The sequence below is a fragment of the Trueperella bialowiezensis genome (genome assembly GCF_900637955.1).
In the GTDB taxonomy this organism is placed as follows: Bacteria; Actinomycetota; Actinomycetes; order Actinomycetales; family Actinomycetaceae; genus Trueperella; species Trueperella bialowiezensis.
The window spans coordinates 1,686,902-1,705,393 of sequence record NZ_LR134476.1 but is presented as its reverse complement, the minus strand read 5'-3'; the positions used below and the strand labels follow the sequence as shown (position 1 = coordinate 1,705,393).

Here is an 18,492-nt window from a genome sequence, read left to right as displayed (position 1 = left end):
AGCACTTCGCGGGCATGTCTTGAGAGGAATCACGCGTCATGTTGACTGTTCACGAGCGTGGGGCCACCGTTTTTACGACCACCGGTCTTGGCGTACTCGACCCGCATGTAGTTGAAGTGCGAGTGAGAGAAGAACTCGGCGGCCAATATTCACTGTCGTTGGTATATCCGGCAGATGGACCACTAGCTAAGCACTTAACGCTTGAGGCCATTATCGCAGCCCCCGTACCAGGATCATCGGCACGCCAAGGATTTCGGATCCACGAAGTCACCACCACGTTGGATGGGCTGCTTGAAATAACCGCGTTCCACGTGTTCTACGATCTGGCAGCGAACTTCATTGCCGACACCTACGTGGTTAACAAGACCGCGAAAGCCGCCCTCGACCAGCTACTCGCGGCTGCGACCACGGCACACCGGTTCACCGCAACCAGCTCCGACAGCACGACTCGGGCGAGTGCTCGGGTGGTGCGCATGCCACTGGCGGGCGCGCTGATGGACGCGGAGGCGGATAACTCGTTCGTCTCGCGGTGGGGTGGCGAGATCAGCCGCGATAACTGGCACATCCACCACAGTGTTCGTCGCGGCCAGGATCGGGGTGTGGTGATCAGGGATCGTAAGAACCTCACCGGCTATCAGTCCACCATCGACTTAAGCTCGGTGGTGACTCGGATCGTGCCCATCGGCTATGACGGAATCACCCTGCCAGAACTCTACGTTGATTCACCCAAGCTGGCCTCCTTTGTCACTCCACGGATTCGGGTGATGCGCTACCCGCACATTAAGGCCATCAAAAACCCGGAGCGTCCCGCCGACGATGAAGTACCCCTAGCTCAAGCCCACAAGCTGCTACGCCAGGCCGCGAAAGCCGAATATGCCATCGGCCGTGTTGATGAGCCGCATGCGTGGTACAAGGTGTCGTTTGTTGATTTGGCATCGACTAGCGAGTATGCCGACTTTGCTCAGTTAGAAACGGTGATCTTGGGTGACACAGTGACGGTACGCCATGGCGATCTTGGGGTGTCACTGTCAGCAAGAGTGGTGGGCTACGAATACGACCCGCTACGCCAGGCCTACCTCTCAGTAGAGCTGGGGTCGGTGGCTGCTAAGTTCACCACGATTACTCGCAGCATTGATTCCGCCGTGTCGGTGGCCGAAACCGCGCGTGACATGGCCGGGATAGCGCTCGCATCAGCAGATGGGAAGACCACCAACCACTACGGTGACACCCAGCCAGCTGCGGCGCGTTTGGGTGATACGTGGTTTAAACCCAACGGTGAAACTACTGAGATTTGGGTCTACCAAGAAACTGATACCGGCCAGCCAGGCTGGGTGGCGGTTGCAACCGATCTTAACCACGCCATCGTTAGTGCCGAACTAGATCGCGCGCGTCAGGATATCGAACACGCCCGCCAGGCCGTCACGAGCGTGAAAACTGAGGTGGCTGGCGTCCGTGAGGACATCACCAACACCAGCCAGGCGGTCACGAACGTAAAGACGGATGTTGAACTAGCACGGCAGGCTGGAGTCCGGGCTCAAGCCAAAGCAGACACCGCCCATGCACAAGCCATCCAAGCAATCACCCACGCTCAACAAGCCGCAGACAGTGCCGACCTGGTGGCTAAGGATCTAGCAGCCTACAAGCTAACAGTTAGCGATACCCACGCAGGCGTGGCCTCGCAGATTACTCAGTTGGCATCAGATATTGGGCTGAAAGTTGACCGGGGCGGGGTGATTTCCCAGATCAATGTCTCACCTGAGTCGGTGTTGATCTCTGGCAAACGGATCCACCTGACCGGCCAGACGATGATTGATGAGGCGATCATTACCGGAGCCCATATTCGTGATGCGGCGATCACCAGCGCGCATGTGGCCTCGCTAGATGCCGCGAAAATCACCACTGGCACACTTGATGCGGGCAGGATCGCAGCCGGGTCAATCACCACTGACAAGCTGACCATCGCACCGGCGAACCTGGTGTATAACCCGGCCATCGCCAATAACGCTGATGGATGGCATGGGTTTGGATCATGCACGTTCGCGATGAATTGGGACGGTCCTGCAACACCGACCACATTTCGTGCCACCCAAGTCAGTTCAGGCGATGGCCATATTTGGGTGGGTGCCCAAGATGGGGCAATGTTCCCTGTTGAGCGTGGCCGCACCTACCGGATCTCAATCACGGTACGCTCCAGCGTCGCCTTAGACCCTGACGCGATCCGGCTTGGGTTGGTGTTTTCCCCGATGATGTCGAATCCGACTGAGGTGGTCGCCTGGGAAGAAAAGATCGCGGCGAAACGGTGGCGGCAGCTGAGTGTCATGGTGACGGTGCGTGGCCGCCGGGCAGCTGGCGCGCTAGCTATCGAGTTCACCCCACCCCAAGGCGCAGTCATTGATTTCCACAGCCCCGTCATCGTAGAGGCTGCTGGAAGCGAACTGATCGTGGCCGGATCAATCACTGCCGACCACATCAAAACCGCCGCCATCACCAGCGAACACATCAAAGCAGGCGCGATCACTACTGAACATATTCAAGCCACCTCGATCACCGGTGAACACATTAAAGCCTCGTCGATTACCTCCGATAAGCTCACGATTACTGAAGGGTATATTCAGTCGGCAATGATCGGCGATGCGGCGATCACGAACGCGAAAATCGCTGGCTTGGATGCGGGTAAGATCACCACCGGTTTTCTCAACGCGCATCGGATTCGGGCTAGGTCGATTACCGCTGACAAGCTCGCCGCGAATGCGATCCAAGTCGGTCTAGCTGGCTGGAACCAAGCCATCAGAATCACCCCGACCCAGATCGCTTGGTATTCCGGTTCCTCGCTGCAAGGCCGCCTGGATGCTGACGGGATGGGGTTTTGGTACGGGACACGATACCTGGGAGGTATCGGTGAGCAGTACAAGAAAGGCGATAGCTCGATTCGCGGGATTTCGAACTCGCTGGACTACTCCGGGGATTACATCACCTGGGCCTACCGCGAGTCAGCTCACAGTGACACCTACACCACGATGTTGACCTTAGATCCACGCGGGGCGTTCAATGGCGGGAAAACCGGTATCCATCTGGGTGCTGACCTGCGTACTAACGGATACAAGTTCTTCACCTCCGGCAGCCGGTATGTCACGTTAGAAGACTGCGTCCTCAACGACGTGGGCACCTACCCAGGATGGGTCTCTCCCAGCGGGCTGGGTAAGGTCGTCTTCCACACCCACGACGTCATGATCGTCACCAACGGCACCTTCTACAACATGACCCGAGTATTCACCCGGATCGGCGATCTGATGCGGCGGATCAACACGCTGATCACACTGTTCAACCAAGGCTGGATCGTGTCCATCACAGGCAGCGGTTCCAACATTCAATGGCGCTACCACTCCAACACGGGGCTGACCACCATGAACACCAGCTTGTCCTAGCCACACATTGCAAGAAAAGGAGAAACGGTCATGAAGCTGCTTTTAGCAAACAAGTATGTGAAACCAGCCATCGAGCTATTGGACGACATGGCGCTTAAACCTGCCCAATCTCGGGCGCGCACCAAACTGCTCGGCCTGCTACGCGAAGCCTACGCCCGGTTCAGCGAAGACGAATACGCCCTCGTTTGCGCACACGCCGTCACCGACGATAACGGCCAACCTGTTATCAGTGATGAGGGGACGTTCACGTTGAAAGACCCCGGCCACGCCGAGCAATTCGCCACAGCCAGAACCGAGTTGTTTGAATCCCTCGCTGAAGTCGAAGGCCCCACCTACCACAGCCACCGCACAGACCTCATCGAACTCTTCGACACCTGGGACGGAGAACTCTCCGGCACAAAAGCCGATGCTTTCGATGCTCTCTACGACGCCCTAACTACGAAAGAAGGCCAATGACCACCGCATTAACACCTGACGGCCACGAAACGAGTCCAATCACGCCTATCGCGTCTGATCCGACCCCGGCCCCGCCAGCAAACCCAATAGGTGCTCACCCTGTGCCGGAGGCTGACAATGCCAGTCTTGACCTTTCCACACCGATTTTGGAGGTGCTGACCGACCCTGACCTGTAACCGTCCACGCTGCTTTTTGTCCCGCTCGTCCTTGGTGACGTGCGGGTTTTTTGTTGCCTCGACTTTGAAAGGAGCCTGTCATGTCACTAAAAGCACTATGGGCCACAATCCAAACCATCATCACCGGGATCGGAGCAGGGATCGGCGCTTTCCTGGGCGGCTTCGACGGCCTGCTCTACGCTTTGCTGGCGTTCGTGATCGCCGACTACATCACCGGCGTACTAGCCGCCATCACCGAACGGCGCGTCTCTAGCGCGGTCGGGTTCAAAGGCATCTCCCGCAAAATCGTGCTCTTCGCCCTCATCGGCCTGGCACACCTGCTCGATGTCCACATCACCGGCCAACCCGGCGTGCTACGCACCGCCACCATCTTCTTCTACCTATCCAACGAAGGCATCAGCCTACTAGAAAACGCTACTCGGCTCGGACTTCCCGTCCCGGCCCAGATCCGCCAAGCACTCGATGCGATCACCAACCACGACAACACCCGCCCACCACTAACCAACCACGACAATCACACTCAAGATGAGGAGAACTAGCCCATGAAGAACTGGGACACCCTTGACGCTGACGTCAACCAGATCATGAACAAGCACTACACCAAAGGCCGCTCCGGCAGGAGAATCAATAAGGTCATCATCCACCACAACGCAGGCAACCTCACCATCAAAGGCTGCTGGGACGTGTGGCAGACCCGGCCAGCCTCAGCCCACTACCAAGTAGAAACCTCCGGGCGGATCGGCCAACTCGTGTGGGACTCCGACACCGCCTGGCACGCAGGAAACTGGGATGCCAACACCACCAGCATCGGCATCGAACACGCAGATGCCACCACAAACCCGTGGAGCGTATCCCAAGCCTGCCTAGATAACGGAGCACACCTCGTTGCAGCCATCTGCAAGTACTACAAGCTTGGCCGCCCGCAATGGGGCAAAAACGTGTTCGGACACTCCCACTTCTCCGCCACCGCCTGCCCAGCATCCCTCGCCGGAACCCAACACCAGGCGTATATGGCACGCGCCCAGTACTGGTACGACCAGATGACCGGCCACACCCCAGCCCCCACACCCAAACCACAACCCGCACCAGCACCGGCACCGGTGAATATTGATGCGCTGGCTGATGCGGTCATCCGTGGTGAATACGGCAACGGCGACGAACGCAAACGCCGCCTCGGTGCCAACTATGCGGCCGTGCAAGCCCGAGTCAACCAAAAACTCGGTGCCACACCCCGCACACCAGCACCAGCCCCGGCAGTCAATATTGACGCTTTGGCTGACGCGGTCATCCGTGGTGAATACGGCAACGGTGAAGAACGCAAACGCCGCCTCGGCTCTAACTATGCGGCTGTGCAAGCCCGAGTGAACCAGAAACTCGGCTACTAACCACGAGCAAAATCCCATCAACGACATGCCCGCTGCCACCTACCACAGGTGGTGGCGGGGCATTTTTCATTTTCTGGCTGTTGGTGCCCGTCCGGATTAGCTGCCTGGTGAGGGCGTATAGATGGAAGGCCGCCCTACGTCCACATGTGGCCTTCGTGAGAAGGAGGTCAATGCGAGATGGCACTAGATGAACGAGAAAAACTTGCCATTAGGCGGATGCGCACCGATGGATTGGGATATAAAGCGATTGCTAACCGGCTCGCGGTTGGCCGAGACCAGGTACGCGCCTATCTGCTGCGAACCGACACCCAACCACAAGGAACCGTCGATGAGCAGTGGCGGTGGTGCCGGTGGTGCGGCGAAAGATTGCCTGCGCGAGCAGACGGCAAGAAACCACGATTTTGCTGTACCGAACACCGCCGCGCGTTTTGGAAACACCATCCAGATGAAGGCAACAGGAAAGCCTTCTACGCCTTTACGTGCGCCCATTGCGATACCGGGTTTAGCGCCTATGGCAACAAGAGCCGTAAATACTGTTCGCACGCCTGCTATATCCGCCACCGGTTCGCCACCAAAGGCGGCAAACGATGAACGTCACAGCAGAACTAGCCTTCGACCTCGCCTGGGACTACGTCGAACACCTCCACGACGTGGGCGTGTTAACCACCAGCGACCTCGACGCGCTCGCCACTGAACTGGCGCAGAAAACTGGGGCAACAATCACTGTCCTCAAAGCCGCGAATCGACTGGATAAATCCCGGCACATAAGTGATGTATAGACACGGCAAGGATACAAAACCACTAGCCACACTCAAGGAGGACATGATGAAAAAGATCGAACGGATCACCCCGCCCCAGGCTGGCCAGCAACTGAAGAAAGTTGCTGCATATGCGCGCATTTCAGCCGAGACTGAACGCACCCCCACATCACTATCGGCTCAAGTCTCGCACTACTCGGCTCTCATTCAATCCACACCCGGATGGCAATACGCAGGCGTGTATGCCGACAGCGGGATCTCTGGGACGACCACCAACCGGCCCCGATTCCAAGACATGCTTAGTGCTGCCCGCGACGGCCAAATTGATCTGATCTTGACCAAATCCATCTCCCGGTTCGCTCGTAACACCGTCGATCTACTCGAAACCGTCCGGGAGCTAAAAGAGCTCAATGTGGAGGTCTACTTCGAAAAGGAAAACATCTCCTCGCTTAGCGCGGATGGGGAACTCATGCTCACCCTGCTAGCTTCGTTTGCTCAAGCCGAATCAGAACAAATCAGCAACAACGTGAAATGGCGGGTATGGAAAGGATTCGAAGAAGGCAAAGCCAACGGGTTCCACCTCTACGGCTACACCGACTCCGCCGATGCGACCGATGTCGAGATCATCGAAGACGAAGCCGCCGTCGTGCGGTGGATCTTTGACCAATACATGAAGCAAGTATCGTGCGAGAAAATGGCAGCCCAACTCATCAACGACAACCGAGTGCCCCACCTTGCAGACAACAAGGCGCCAGGAGAATGGGTACGCCACATATTGAAAAACCCCGCATACACCGGCGATCTGCTCCTTGGACGATGGGCAACACCAGAAGGCAAACCCGGTAGAGCCGTACCCAACACCGGCCAGCACCCGAAATACTTAGTCAAAAACGCAATACCAGCGATCATCGACCACGACACGTTCCAAAAGGTGCAAGAAGAAATCGCTCAACGCCGTGAACTAGGAGCACGGGCAAACTGGTCGATCCCGACCACCTGTTTCACCTCGGTCATCAAATGCGGACGCTGCGGCATGTCATATTCACGCTCCGGCAAACGCTCAACCAACGGCAACATCAACTACGTGTGGCTGTGTCGCACCAAACGCAACGGACCTAAACGCAGCAAAGGCAGAACCTGCGACAACAAGATGATCCCAGAACCGACCCTGCAAGAAGTGTGCTGCGAAGTACTCAACATCGACCAGTTCGACCCAGACACGTTTAGCCAGCGCGTCAAACACATTGAGATCCCAGGTCCAAATCTCATTACCTTCCATCTCGCCGACGGAACCATCATCGAACGCGAATGGCAGTCTAACCAACGAGCAAAGTCATGGACTACTGAGCGTCGCAAAGAATGGGGCGAATACCAAAAACAACGCTGGACTGATGACATGCGTGCCAAGCGCGGTGAACAAACCCGCAGACGAGCCACACCCCAGCGTCGCGCAGAACACAGCCAAAAGATGCGCCAGTGGTACGCCAACCCCGAGAACAAGGCTAAACACCAAGCCATTATGGCCGACATTCGGAAACGAAAGAAGTCGGAGCGTGATGCCTAATGGCACGCACCGTCACCGCGATCCCCGCCACCAAACGCCGCTACACCGGCCAAGCCCTCGACCAACCAACCATCCGTAAAGTGGCCGGATACGCTCGCGTGTCCACCGACCACGAAGATCAAGTCACCTCTTACCAAGCCCAGGTCGACTACTACACCCGCTACATTGCCAGCCACGCAGGTTGGCAACTCGTCGACGTCTACACCGATGAAGGCATCACCGGAACCAACACGAAACAACGTGAAGGTTTCAAAACCATGATCGCCCACGCCCTGGACGGCAAAATCGACCTCATCATCACCAAATCCGTCTCCCGGTTTGCTCGCAACACCGTCGACTCGCTCACCACCGTCCGCAAACTCAAAGACGCCGGAGTCGAGGTCTACTTCGAAAAAGAAAACATCTGGACTTTCGATGCTAAAGGTGAACTACTCATCACCATCATGTCCAGCCTGGCACAAGAAGAAGCCCGCTCCATCTCCGAAAATGTCACGTGGGGACATCGCAAGCGCTTTGCAGACGGTAAAGTCACCGTCCCATTTAGCAGCCTGCTCGGATACGACAAAGGCGAAGACGGCAACCTCGTCATCAACCCCGACCAAGCAGTCACAGTACGACTGATCTACCGACTCTTCCTCGAAGGCAAGTCCATGGCCGGGATCAAGCGCCACCTTGAAAAACACGGACACACTACCGCCCAAGGACGCACCACCTGGACAATCACCGGCATCCGGAACATTTTGACCAACGAAAAATACAAAGGCGACGCACTACTACAAAAAACCTACATCGCTGACTTCCTAACCAAAAAGCAAGTCAAAAACCAAGGCGAAATACCCCAGTACTACGTCACCGGTAACCACGAACCCATCATCGCCCCACAAGTATGGGACTTCGTCCAAACCGAACTGGCCGACGTGAGGAAAGGACGCCGCTCCAGCTCACGCACCCGTGAATTCTCCGGCAAAATCAAATGCGGCCACTGCGGAGCCTGGTACGGCTCGAAAACCTGGCATGCCGGAACCAAATACGAAAAACGCATCTGGCGATGCAACCACAAATACTCGCAAGCCGAAAAATGTCCCACACCCCACCTCACCGACCAGCAAATCAAAGACACCTTCTCCCAAGCCCTCCACCAACTCGCCGCCCAAACGCAAGCCACCGTTGATGTTGATGCGCTCGTACTCGCACGGCTCGACACCAGGGAACTGGAAACCCAAGAATCCCTTCTCGCTGCACAAATCGAAACAGCGGCAGCCGAACTCGATAAACTCATCGCCACGAACTCACGCCAACCCCTCGACCAAGACGAGTACAACAAACGCTTCCAAACCCTCGCCGACCACCACACCAATCTGCTCAACCAACACCAAGACGTCGCGGGCCAAATCACCGACCGGCAAAGCAGACGAGCAGCATACGAGCATTACAAAACCCAACTAGCCGACCTGAAAACAGGCCACGACGCCACCTACACGCCATTTCGCTGGCACACCCTCCTCGGCCACGCCGAAGTAGACGAGAACGGAACCATCACCTACGCGTTCAGAGATGGGAAACGCTTGGGCTTACTTGCGTAGCGTGGAGAAGAAGCTGGCTATGGCATATTGTTGTCGCCGGGTTCAGCCATTACCCGAAGTGCTGTAAGCCCACTTTGATTGATGATGTCTCTTGTAATGTCATTAATAGTAGGCAGCAGCTCCTCGAACTCTGTTAACGAATCGAGTTCGACCGTAACGGGCTGAAAACTATCAATCGGGTCGCTGTATTCAATATCTAGCAACAAGTTCGAGCCACCTGTTGTGGTTCGAATATAGATTGGCTTTTCGGGATCACCCATCAGGCCAACCCGGATACGGAAACCCGCATGAGACTGACGCTCAGCGGCGTAAGCGCGCAATAGACTGAAAAAATCGATCACAGCCGATTCGATGTCCGAGACCATGCAATGATTCGATTCTCCAACCGGAAGGTAGGGTCTCGCCTCAGCGATATCTTCCGCAATCCCTAACTGATAACTGCAGGCAACAGTTGAGTCATCAAAAAGCGACTTACGGTAGGGGAAACGATTCCCGGCGAAACTGCGGATAACCCACTTGCGCAGGCCTTTCCTTACTTGCCCACGATCCCACCGCAATAAGGCACCAGAACTTGAATACACGAGCTCTGGCAAGTTGGGAAGCGAAACGTACTTGTACACAACATCTTCAGTAAGCGCCGGTAAAACGCTGGTTGGCTCATTAGGGATCGCCACCAACACACAGCAAACACCATCGGAAGGATTGAGAGACTTCCCTGTCTCTTCAAAGAGCTGTTGAAGCTCCCGCTCATCATCGTCGCGACGCTGAAACCGTTCTCGGAATCCTCGTTCGATGTCTCGCTCACTCATGAAAGCAGTGTGAGGACCATTTCGACGGGGCGCGACAAAGGCATCATTTCCTTTACGTGCAAAATGTGGAGCGTCGCGTGAATCAGGTACTCGCATCAGAACCACGTGGCCCTCTGCTAGTGGCAAGGCGAAAAATTCTAGCCCCAAAACCGGCGGGCTAACACGAGCGTAAGCTGTGCGAAGAATCCGCTGATGCTCATCCGAGTTCCAGCGAATCGGTTTTAGCTTTGAAGCAGCGCTTGTCTCGTTATCCTCAACAACCCCGAAAACGATCCAACCACCGCCGCTATTCGCCATTGCTGCGATATCTTTCGCGGCTTCATCTTGCCATCCGGGTCTACGAGAATCGTAAAGATCTGATTTCCAATCAAGTGAAGCTGTTTCTTCAACTTCAGCCGCTACAGCTTGCTCGAGCAAATCGACGGAAAGCCCACCAGGATCTAAGCCCAACGCTTGATGTATTGGTGTGAACACACCTACCCCTTCCAACTCGAAAACACCCCCTACGCAGCCAGCGCGTAGGTTCCGCTAATTTGTATCCATTTCGTGCTGGAAGTTTCAAACACCCGTATCTGACTAATTCGACTTAAAAGGGCGTTGAGTTTGGGCACGCTGTTTGCTGAACGATCGAACTCATCACGCAACTCGTCAAGGAACAACGGCTCAATAGTCTTCAGAATGTTCGGCACCGAAGTGTAGTGCTGGCCGAGCTCCGAACGACGCTCATCGCGGGCAATAGCCTGGAACATCGAACCGAAAATATCCGGGTTGATCTCCTGCCATTGCAGCTTGCCCAAATCTTCGAGAAGCTTGCGGGCGCGGGGAGAAAACTTGGGTACAACGTCGTCGTCGGTAATCGAAAATAGTCGCCCGTTAACGTACGGGAAGCGTCGTAAGTGGACTGGCTTGTTCTCGGAGTTCTCGGTATCCAAAGCCTTGAAGACCGCGCGAATCAGCTCGTCCGTATCTGACCCGTCCTCGCGAGAAAGCGACCCGATCGTCTCCGTAAATAAGTTCTGCGGGAAAATCTCCGTGTCTTCCGCAAAGTAGCAGAACAGCAGCCTCGTGAAGAATACATTCAACCCATGACGTTGGGCATCGGATTCAAGGAGTTTGGGGTTCACTTTGAGAAGCTCGTCGTACAGCTCCCCCATCCTCTCAGCTGCCCGCACATCCGCGTGCGCCTCCGCCGTGTACTGCGCCTTCTCCATCCCCGCCCACGGCAAGAAAAACGTGAAATACTGGTCGATCTGAGAGATCGGGATAATGAGGTTCTCGCGAGTCTTCGTGTCAATCGCGAGCAACTCTTCGTAATCAGTCACCACGATGAACCGCGGACGGAAGCGCACAGTCTCCGGAGCTGTCTTAATCGATTCAAGCTCACTAAGCGGATCGCCGTCCGTTTCCCGGAAATAGATCACGCCCTTTTGCAGGATGTCACGCGACTTGTCAGCCGCAAGATTGAGACTCCCGTTGCGCAACCGAGTCACCGAACTCTTGGAACGCCCGTAAGCCAGTAGCAAGTCGAAAATAAACTCGCGGTCGTAGTGCTCTCGGCCACCCAAAGGCGCTACCCGCTCCTCCACAGCCCTGAGATTCAACCTCGCCACTACACTGTCCCTTCTTTGCGACGCTGCACGCCTGCACCCTAGTGTAAGCCAGATGCGGCCAGCCGAACGGCAAGCGCGGCTTTGCGTGAATAGGCAAGAGAGCGTGTACATCGGCAAGCAGATACTTGGCGAAGCTGACCTCGCCTAGACAGCGGAAACTTTTCCTGCCTAGGCGGGTCATCTTCGTATATGCCAAGATCTCCCGCTATAGCGCGAAAAGTTTCCGGCCACGGCTCGCATAAGTGTTCCGCATCGAAAACTCACCCATCACCTTCGCAGTCCAACCCGATATTGTGTGTTTTGAAACGGATGGGAGGAACCGAATGCGTAAGTTTCTATCTCTTCTCACTTTCGCCTTGGCGCTCGTCATGCTGGGCGGGTGCGCCGACGCGGAAGAAAACCCGGATCCCAGCCCGTCGGTCAGTTCGCATGAAGACGTCATGGTTGAAAAGATGTCACTGGAGGCCACCGGCTGGACGAAGGCCAACAGCAATCCCGATCTGTTCCCAAACTCCGAAGCCTTTTACACCACCCCCGAAGGTGTTGAGGTAGCCATTGACCTGTGGGAAACAACCGACAGTGCAGAGGCCATTCGCGATTCCTACTACCGGGATGTCTTACGAGCCTCACCGCCCGAAGAGTTCGACGCTTTCCCTCTGGGCAGTCAGGAATCATACGGCCTGACTTACCCGATCGTCGATCCGGATCGAACCGTTGAAGTGCACTACGTGAGCTATGACGGAATACTGTATCGCATCGGTCTTCTCAGCCAGCCCGGTGAGCCGATTCCGGATTCTGTACACAATACGCTCCGCGATGACATCCGCTTCGAATAAGCAAACCGGCGTAGGCCTAGCGGAAAACGCCAACGGACTGGAAGGCCGACAGAATTTTATAGTTCTTTATAGTTCGCGCGATCTATAAAGAACTATAAAATTGGGACATCCTGATTTCTGGTCGAGTGTCTTCCCCTTTGTACACCCATTTACTACACTTGCCACATGGACACCATTTCCCACTACGAACTGCGCAACTACAGCAGCAAGATTCTCCGACGCGTCGAGGCCGGAGAATCCTTCGTGGTGACCGACAACGGGCGGGCCGTCGCCCGCGTCATTCCAGCCCCCAGGTCTCCGATCGATCGTGATCTTGCCGCCGGGGTTGCCATCGCCGCGCGTCGCGAGCCAGATTTTGATTCCACCCCTCTTGTTGACGGGCCTAGCACGGTCGACATCCTTAACGACATCCGGCGGGACTACTAAACACCCATCCCATGGGTACGGCCGCCCGTGGCAGAACTGCTACCACAGCAATAAATCCGGACTCAACAACTTTCGTGTTCGTTGACACTTTCCCATCGTCACACGCTGGTTCTGTTCACTCTTGCCTGTGAGTTTTCGGTTTCCGATAGAGATCCTTTTTCGCAAGCTCGGTAGCCTCGAAAGGAACATGGACATCAAATTTAGAAAGCTGTTCCCAAATCTTTTCAGCTTGCTTCTTTGTAGCGATGAGCCCCTTCATTACGGCCCGCACAAGCACATCTTCTGAAGACATATGCATGACCCCATGCCGCTTAGCGAGCTTTTGCGCCTCACCATCGTCGACAAACATCATGACTTTATCCCCGTTCCTCTGGAACTCTTTAGCGTGTGCGATTGCCATGTACTCGCCAAGATTCTTAGCTAATCCGCCTTGGAGATCGAATCTTGGGCCAGACCAGCCTTCAATGGTTCGGATCAACGCTGGATCATCATCGCTAATGATTTCTACACGGCGCGTTTGAAGTAGTGTGACCCATTTCGTCCTTCCTCCAGAAAATCGCCGCTGTTTGAGCTTCCTATCCATTTCATTAGCCACAGCATTCGGTATCCGGATGGAAGTCCCAGCCTGGTTAGCCAGGTCGATAAGAAAATGCTCGTTATGCGAGCAAATAAAAGAGAGCAGAATCGACGTGTCAGACAGTATGATGCGTGCGCTCATCACTTAGCTCCCGAAAAAGTCCTCGAGAAATCGTTCGCGCTCCATCTCAGTAGGGACATCTTGGGCTGAAAGCTCATCATCTAGGCCGTCAGCTTTTAGTTCCTCTGACTCCACCAGATCCATGTCCGCCTGCGTTTCTCCAATGGTGTCCCCACGCACGAACGCTAGCGAGCCAATCGTTACCTGACCCTCCAAATAAGCAGTGGTGACATCCTCGACAAGGCGGCGTGACACATGCGGTTTGCTAGCAAACTCAACATAATCGTTGTACTCGTTGATCCATCCCCAACGAGCCGCAAGAGCATTGGCAGTATGTTTACCGAGTTCTTTCACATCGTCGGCAGTGATTAAGCCAGCAGCCTCGAGCTGATATGCCGCTACTTCTGGCGACACTTTGAACTTTCGGACGACTCGTGACAGCATTTCAGTCTTGTGCATATTCTTAATCGTCTGATCCGAAGCAATCCCACTCACAGGGCACAGAAGATGGCGCGCAAACGAATGCGCGCGGGTCTCTTCAGCAGATCTCGGTGTGCATTCATGGATGCTTGTGGACGTAGAAACATCGCCCGCCAAGATATGCCCAATTTCATGCGCTAACGTGAATCGCTGGCGGAACGGAGCCCTCGACGTGGCTATCCCAATCAGAACATTGCCCGTTTGGGGATCTCGAAGCGTCAACCCATCCACGCCATCCGGCATGTCAGTCACCACAACATCGCACGGTACGAGATCCTCAAGTTCGGCGAAACTGATCGGTGAGCTTGCCAACCCACGTTCTTCACGAAGCTTCATCGCCAATTCCCGGCCCTGCGCGCTCGGCGATGTCATTATGCGGGCTCCATCGACACGATGTTGCGCAATTGCAGATACGGAAGCAGACGCTCCCGCACGTCGCGTACGTCTACCTGTTGCTCCGAACGAGCAGCCCACTGCACTCTTTCAGAAAGCGGGCATTCATCGACTAATTCGGAAACAGCTACGCCAAGCGCCCACGCAAGCGCAAGCAGCTCGGCCGCATCCGGATTCTTGGTTCCGTTTTCAATGCGGGATAGACCAGCTTGCGAGATCACCCCATCCAAACGCCGAGTTAGTTCGCGCGCTGAGAGGCCGCGAAGCTCTCGCATTTGCCTGATTCGGCCGCCAATACCCTTCAACTCCACCTGAATCACCCCATCTCTTCAGTGATTCAATTCTAGCTCCTATGACTCCAATGAATCAATATTTGCTGAAGTGATTCACAACCGTAACCATCCCGTTACTGCCCAAGCTTGGCGATAAACTCCTCCGCGCTCCACATCGGAATCCCAAGCTCTTGAGCCTTCTTCGTCTTGGACGCGCCCGGCTTCTCACCTACCACGACGGCCGTCGTGTTCCTTGACACCGAGCCCGTCGCCTTGCCACCGGCAGCCACGATTGCCTCGGCCACCGAATCGCGCGTAAACCCTTCAACTGCGCCGGTTACCACGATGGTCATACCCTCGAACGGGCGCGGCCCGGCATCCTCATCCGGATCTGCCCGTTCGTCTTCGAACACCACGCCCGCAGCTCGCCACTCCTCCACGATCTCCGCATGCCAATCCTCCTCGAACCAATCGAGGAAAGAGCGCGCAATAATCTCCCCCACGCCCTCAACATCAGCAAACGGCACCTCGCCCGCGGCAAGCTGCTCGCGGCCCGCAGCTAACATCGCATCGAGCGAACCAAACGTGTCAGCCAGCTCGCGGGCAGCCACCGGCCCCACATGCCGAATATTCAGCGCCACGATCTTCCGCCACAGCTCCTTTGACTTCGCTTTCTCAAGCTCGTCAAGCACCTTCTCCAGAGTCTTCGAGGGCACCGACTCCTTACGCAGCTCATAGCCCTCGCGTGTGGCGTTCGGCTTCAGCCAGGTCGGCTTCGTCCACCCTGCACGGATGTACCGCCAATCGCCGGTCTCCTCGCCCGCAACCTTCACCGGCTGCCACGTGCGCACATCCCGCATCGCCTCGGCCGTCAGCCCAAACAGCCCTGCCTCGGTGTCCAAATACGGCTGTTGCGCAGCCGGCAGTCCGAGCCGTTCCTGCACGTCACCGGGAATAATCGCTTCCGGATCAAGTAAAGCGCCGTCCTCGTCGGTAATCCCCAGCTCAACCCGCTGCTCCAGACTCAGTTGCATCCGCACCCGCGGATTAGCCCCGTCCTCCAGCGGCCACCCAGCCTGTGCGGCCGCGAGCGCCGCCTCGTCCGTCAGCTCGAGGGTGTGTCCGGTGGCGAGGGCGATCAGGGCGTCGTCGCGATACCTGTCTGGAGCCGCAAGCCACTGCGCTGACTCCTCGCCCAGCGACTCAATATCCAACGCCCCACGCGAACCAATATGAATCACGCGCTGATGTAACTGCGCGGGGCAAGACCGCGTGTTCGAACACCGCAAATCCTTATCGCCCTCTTTGGCCGGCTCGATCGCGCCGCCACACACTGGGCAGTCGGCTGGCATCTCGAAGTCGCGCTCCGAGCCATCCCGCTCAGCCAACACCGGGCCGACCACCTCAGGAATGATGTCGCCCGCCTTACGCAAGATGACGACGTCGCCAATCTTCACACCCTTACGCTCCACCTCAAACGGGTTATGCAAAGTGGCTTGTGCAACGGTCGAACCATCCACAAACACTGGCTCCATCACCGCATACGGGGTCACCCGGCCGGTGCGGCCCACTTGCACGCGGATATCGAGCAGCCGGGTTTGCACTTCGGTAGGCGGGAACTTGTAGGCCACCGCCCAGCGCGGCACGCGCGCGGTGTACCCCATCTGCTCCTGGACCCGCCGGTCCTCGAGTTTGATCACCACGCCATCAAACTCGTGGTCGAGGGCCGTACGTGCCCCTTGGTACTTGTCAAGATACGCGTTGATCTCCTCCAGGCTCGCCACCATTTCGGTGTTCGGCGAAACAGGCAACCCCCAGCTGGCAAACGCCTCGTACACGCCCTCCTGCGTGGCCATCGCGGCAGCCAGCTCGTCCGACGCGCCTTCCAGCGCGCCGATCCCGTGCGCGAGAAAATCCAGCGACCGGATGGCAAACCCCGTGGTGTCCTCCTGGCGCATCGTGCCCGACGCCGCGTTGCGCGGGTTGACGAACGTGCGCAGCTTATCCTCCCTGCGTAACCGGGCAAGCGGGGCTTCCCCACGCCGAGCACGCTCCCGATTTGTGGCCGCGAGCTCCTTATTAAACGCATCCACCTCCGCGTTACGCCGCTCGACCTCCTCGTTGCGCGCAGCCACGGCCTCGTTATACTCGGCGAACTTCGCCACCGGGAAGTACACTTCGCCGCGCACCTCCACCAACTCCGGATGGTCATCGCCGACTAGCCGCTGCGGGATCGTGGAAATCGCGAGCGCATTGCGCGTCACGTCCTCCCCACTCACGCCATCGCCGCGCGTGGCGGCCGTCTCCAACACGCCCCGCCGATAGGTAAGATTCAGCGCCAGCCCGTCAACCTTGACTTCGGCCGTAAACCGCGAACCGGCCGGCAACTCGGCCACGATCCCCTCGTACCACCTGGTCAGCTCCTCGCGGCTAAACACATCTTGAAGCGAATACATGCGCTCCCGGTGCGTCAATTCCGCCACCGCGCCGCGCGCCGCCTTCGCCCCCACTTTCATCGTGGGCGACTCCACGCTCCACAGCTGCGGATACGCATCTTCCAACGCCCGCATCTCGGCAATCAGGGAATCGTAGGCGGCATCCACCATGATCGGCTCGCCCGTCAAATGGTAGGCCTCCTGCGCCTTGCGCACCTTGGGCGCGAGTTCGTTCCACCGTGCTTTCGCCTCATCAAAATTCTTCACGCCCCCATTGTCTTATAAACCTCCGACACTTGCGAAGGCAATCCCTCCAGCCACCACGCCCTCAGCCACCACGTCCGCCGCTTTTCCCGCTAGGCTCGAAGCATGTGCGGACGTTATGCAACGGAGATGACCCGCGGCGATCTTCAACTCGAATTCGATATCGACGTCGCCGCCGCCGACTACCGCCCGCCCGTCAACTACAACGTGGCACCCACACAGGACGTGCCGATCATCGTTGCCCGCAAGCCACTTCCCGACGACGCGCCGCTGTCCAGCAACAAAGCACTTTCCGACGACGCCGTAGCCCGGCCCGCGTCCACCGCGAGCGCAGAATCCGCAATAGTCCGTGCCCTCACACCTGCCTTTTGGGGGCTGATCGCGCCGTGGGCAAAAGATCTTTCCCGGCCGGTGATTAACGCGCGTTCCGAAACGCTCACCGAGAAGAAAATGTTCGCGCAGGCCGCGCAGCGCCGCCGCTGCATCATTCCCGCGTCGGGCTATTTCGAGTGGCGCAAACCCGATAAAACCCCGTTCTACATCTACCGCCCTGACTCCCGCCCGCTCGCCTTCGCCGGCCTCTACGGCTGGTACAAACACGAGAGCGAATGGCTGCTCACCGCTACGATCGTTACGCGTGAGGCCACCGGCGAGATGGCCGACATCCACAACCGCATCCCCCTCATTTTGGAACGCCACGAATACGACACCTGGCTGGACCCAGCGAACCCGGATATCGGCGTCGTCGTCAGCGAAGCGCGAACCAACCCCACGCTCGCCTACCACCAAGTTCACAAGGCCGTGGGCAACGTACGCAACAACACCCGTGCAAACATCGAGCCAGCGTCGCACGGCGAGCAGTCACTCAACCTAGAGGGTGAGAACCGCCCGCACACCTCGCCCACCGGCCACGTAATCTAAGC

18 protein-coding genes are annotated in these 18,492 nt (G+C 57.0%); 11 read left to right on the top strand and 7 right to left on the bottom strand.

The genetic code is table 11. The features are described from left to right. The first annotated feature begins 38 nt into the window (after nucleotides 1-38). From EL234_RS09475 to EL234_RS07685, 5 genes are all read left to right on the top strand, one after another. Nucleotides 39-3,425: a phage tail spike protein gene (locus EL234_RS09475; RefSeq protein ID WP_241968984.1), complete on the top strand. Its 3,387-nt coding sequence runs from the start codon at nucleotides 39-41 to the stop codon at nucleotides 3,423-3,425. 30 nt (nucleotides 3,426-3,455) lie between these two features. Further along, complete coding sequence (locus tag EL234_RS07700) at nucleotides 3,456-3,881, top strand: DUF1617 family protein (protein ID WP_126416903.1); 426 nt, start codon at nucleotides 3,456-3,458, stop codon at nucleotides 3,879-3,881. Further along, nucleotides 3,878-4,057 carry an acetyl-CoA carboxylase gene (locus EL234_RS07695; RefSeq protein ID WP_126416902.1) on the top strand — a complete coding sequence of 60 codons (180 nt, stop codon included), beginning with the start codon at nucleotides 3,878-3,880 and terminating at the stop codon, nucleotides 4,055-4,057. The genes EL234_RS07700 and EL234_RS07695 overlap by 4 nt, the downstream gene beginning before the upstream one ends. 80 nt (nucleotides 4,058-4,137) lie before the next feature. Then, nucleotides 4,138-4,596, top strand: coding sequence for a phage holin family protein (locus EL234_RS07690; RefSeq protein WP_126416901.1), 459 nt, complete (start codon nucleotides 4,138-4,140; stop codon nucleotides 4,594-4,596). Nucleotides 4,597-4,599: 3 nt separating this feature from the next. Then, nucleotides 4,600-5,442 carry an N-acetylmuramoyl-L-alanine amidase gene (locus EL234_RS07685; RefSeq protein WP_126416900.1) on the top strand — a complete coding sequence of 281 codons (843 nt, stop codon included), beginning with the start codon at nucleotides 4,600-4,602 and terminating at the stop codon, nucleotides 5,440-5,442. Nucleotides 5,443-5,625: 183 nt separating this feature from the next. On the opposite strand, the gene EL234_RS07680 is transcribed toward EL234_RS07685, so the two are convergent. Next, a complete protein-coding gene (locus EL234_RS07680; protein ID WP_126416899.1) occupies nucleotides 5,626-6,003 on the bottom strand; it encodes a hypothetical protein in 378 nt (125 codons plus the stop codon). A gap of 26 nt (nucleotides 6,004-6,029) precedes the next feature. Between EL234_RS07680 and EL234_RS07675 the strand changes: the two genes are divergently transcribed. The 3 genes from EL234_RS07675 to EL234_RS07665 are packed head-to-tail and all read left to right on the top strand — an operon-like array spanning nucleotide 6,030 to nucleotide 9,347. Next, complete coding sequence (locus EL234_RS07675; RefSeq protein ID WP_126416898.1) at nucleotides 6,030-6,221, top strand: hypothetical protein; 192 nt, start codon at nucleotides 6,030-6,032, stop codon at nucleotides 6,219-6,221. Nucleotides 6,222-6,264: 43 nt separating this feature from the next. Further along, the gene (locus EL234_RS07670; RefSeq protein WP_241968982.1) at nucleotides 6,265-7,764 is read left to right on the top strand and encodes a recombinase family protein; all 1,500 of its coding nucleotides are present in this window, start codon (nucleotides 6,265-6,267) and stop codon (nucleotides 7,762-7,764) included. Further along, the gene (locus EL234_RS07665) at nucleotides 7,764-9,347 is read left to right on the top strand and encodes a recombinase family protein (protein WP_126416897.1); all 1,584 of its coding nucleotides are present in this window, start codon (nucleotides 7,764-7,766) and stop codon (nucleotides 9,345-9,347) included. Before EL234_RS07670 ends, EL234_RS07665 begins: the two co-directional genes overlap by 1 nt. A gap of 17 nt (nucleotides 9,348-9,364) precedes the next feature. On the opposite strand, the gene EL234_RS07660 is transcribed toward EL234_RS07665, so the two are convergent. Together EL234_RS07660 and EL234_RS07655 are read right to left on the bottom strand one after the other, a co-directional pair. After that, a complete protein-coding gene (locus EL234_RS07660; RefSeq protein WP_126416896.1) occupies nucleotides 9,365-10,630 on the bottom strand; it encodes an AlbA family DNA-binding domain-containing protein in 1,266 nt (421 codons plus the stop codon). Nucleotides 10,631-10,659: 29 nt separating this feature from the next. Next, on the bottom strand, nucleotides 10,660-11,766 hold the full coding sequence (locus EL234_RS07655) for a type IIL restriction-modification enzyme MmeI (protein WP_126416895.1): 1,107 nt from the start codon (nucleotides 11,764-11,766) through the stop codon (nucleotides 10,660-10,662). A 323-nt stretch (nucleotides 11,767-12,089) separates the two neighbouring features. Between EL234_RS07655 and EL234_RS07650 the strand changes: the two genes are divergently transcribed. Together EL234_RS07650 and EL234_RS07645 are read left to right on the top strand one after the other, a co-directional pair. Continuing rightward, entirely contained in the window at nucleotides 12,090-12,602 is a 513-nt protein-coding gene (locus tag EL234_RS07650) for a hypothetical protein (RefSeq protein WP_126416894.1), read from the top strand. Nucleotides 12,603-12,767: 165 nt separating this feature from the next. Beyond that, on the top strand, nucleotides 12,768-13,028 hold the full coding sequence (locus EL234_RS07645) for a type II toxin-antitoxin system Phd/YefM family antitoxin (protein ID WP_126416893.1): 261 nt from the start codon (nucleotides 12,768-12,770) through the stop codon (nucleotides 13,026-13,028). Between the two features lie 115 nt (nucleotides 13,029-13,143). On the opposite strand, the gene EL234_RS07640 is transcribed toward EL234_RS07645, so the two are convergent. The 4 genes from EL234_RS07640 to ligA form a co-directional block, all read right to left on the bottom strand. Next, nucleotides 13,144-13,746, bottom strand: coding sequence for a PIN domain-containing protein (locus tag EL234_RS07640; protein WP_126416892.1), 603 nt, complete (start codon nucleotides 13,744-13,746; stop codon nucleotides 13,144-13,146). Between the two features lie 3 nt (nucleotides 13,747-13,749). Next, nucleotides 13,750-14,577 carry an ImmA/IrrE family metallo-endopeptidase gene (locus tag EL234_RS07635; RefSeq protein WP_126416891.1) on the bottom strand — a complete coding sequence of 276 codons (828 nt, stop codon included), beginning with the start codon at nucleotides 14,575-14,577 and terminating at the stop codon, nucleotides 13,750-13,752. Beyond that, nucleotides 14,577-14,909 carry a helix-turn-helix domain-containing protein gene (locus EL234_RS07630; protein WP_277870847.1) on the bottom strand — a complete coding sequence of 111 codons (333 nt, stop codon included), beginning with the start codon at nucleotides 14,907-14,909 and terminating at the stop codon, nucleotides 14,577-14,579. Before EL234_RS07630 ends, EL234_RS07635 begins: the two co-directional genes overlap by 1 nt. 95 nt (nucleotides 14,910-15,004) lie before the next feature. Continuing rightward, a complete protein-coding gene (gene ligA / locus EL234_RS07625; RefSeq protein WP_126416889.1) occupies nucleotides 15,005-17,572 on the bottom strand; it encodes an NAD-dependent DNA ligase LigA in 2,568 nt (855 codons plus the stop codon). A gap of 102 nt (nucleotides 17,573-17,674) precedes the next feature. Between ligA and EL234_RS07620 the strand changes: the two genes are divergently transcribed. Continuing rightward, entirely contained in the window at nucleotides 17,675-18,490 is an 816-nt protein-coding gene (locus EL234_RS07620; RefSeq protein ID WP_126416888.1) for an SOS response-associated peptidase, read from the top strand. Nucleotides 18,491-18,492: the final 2 nt, after the last annotated feature.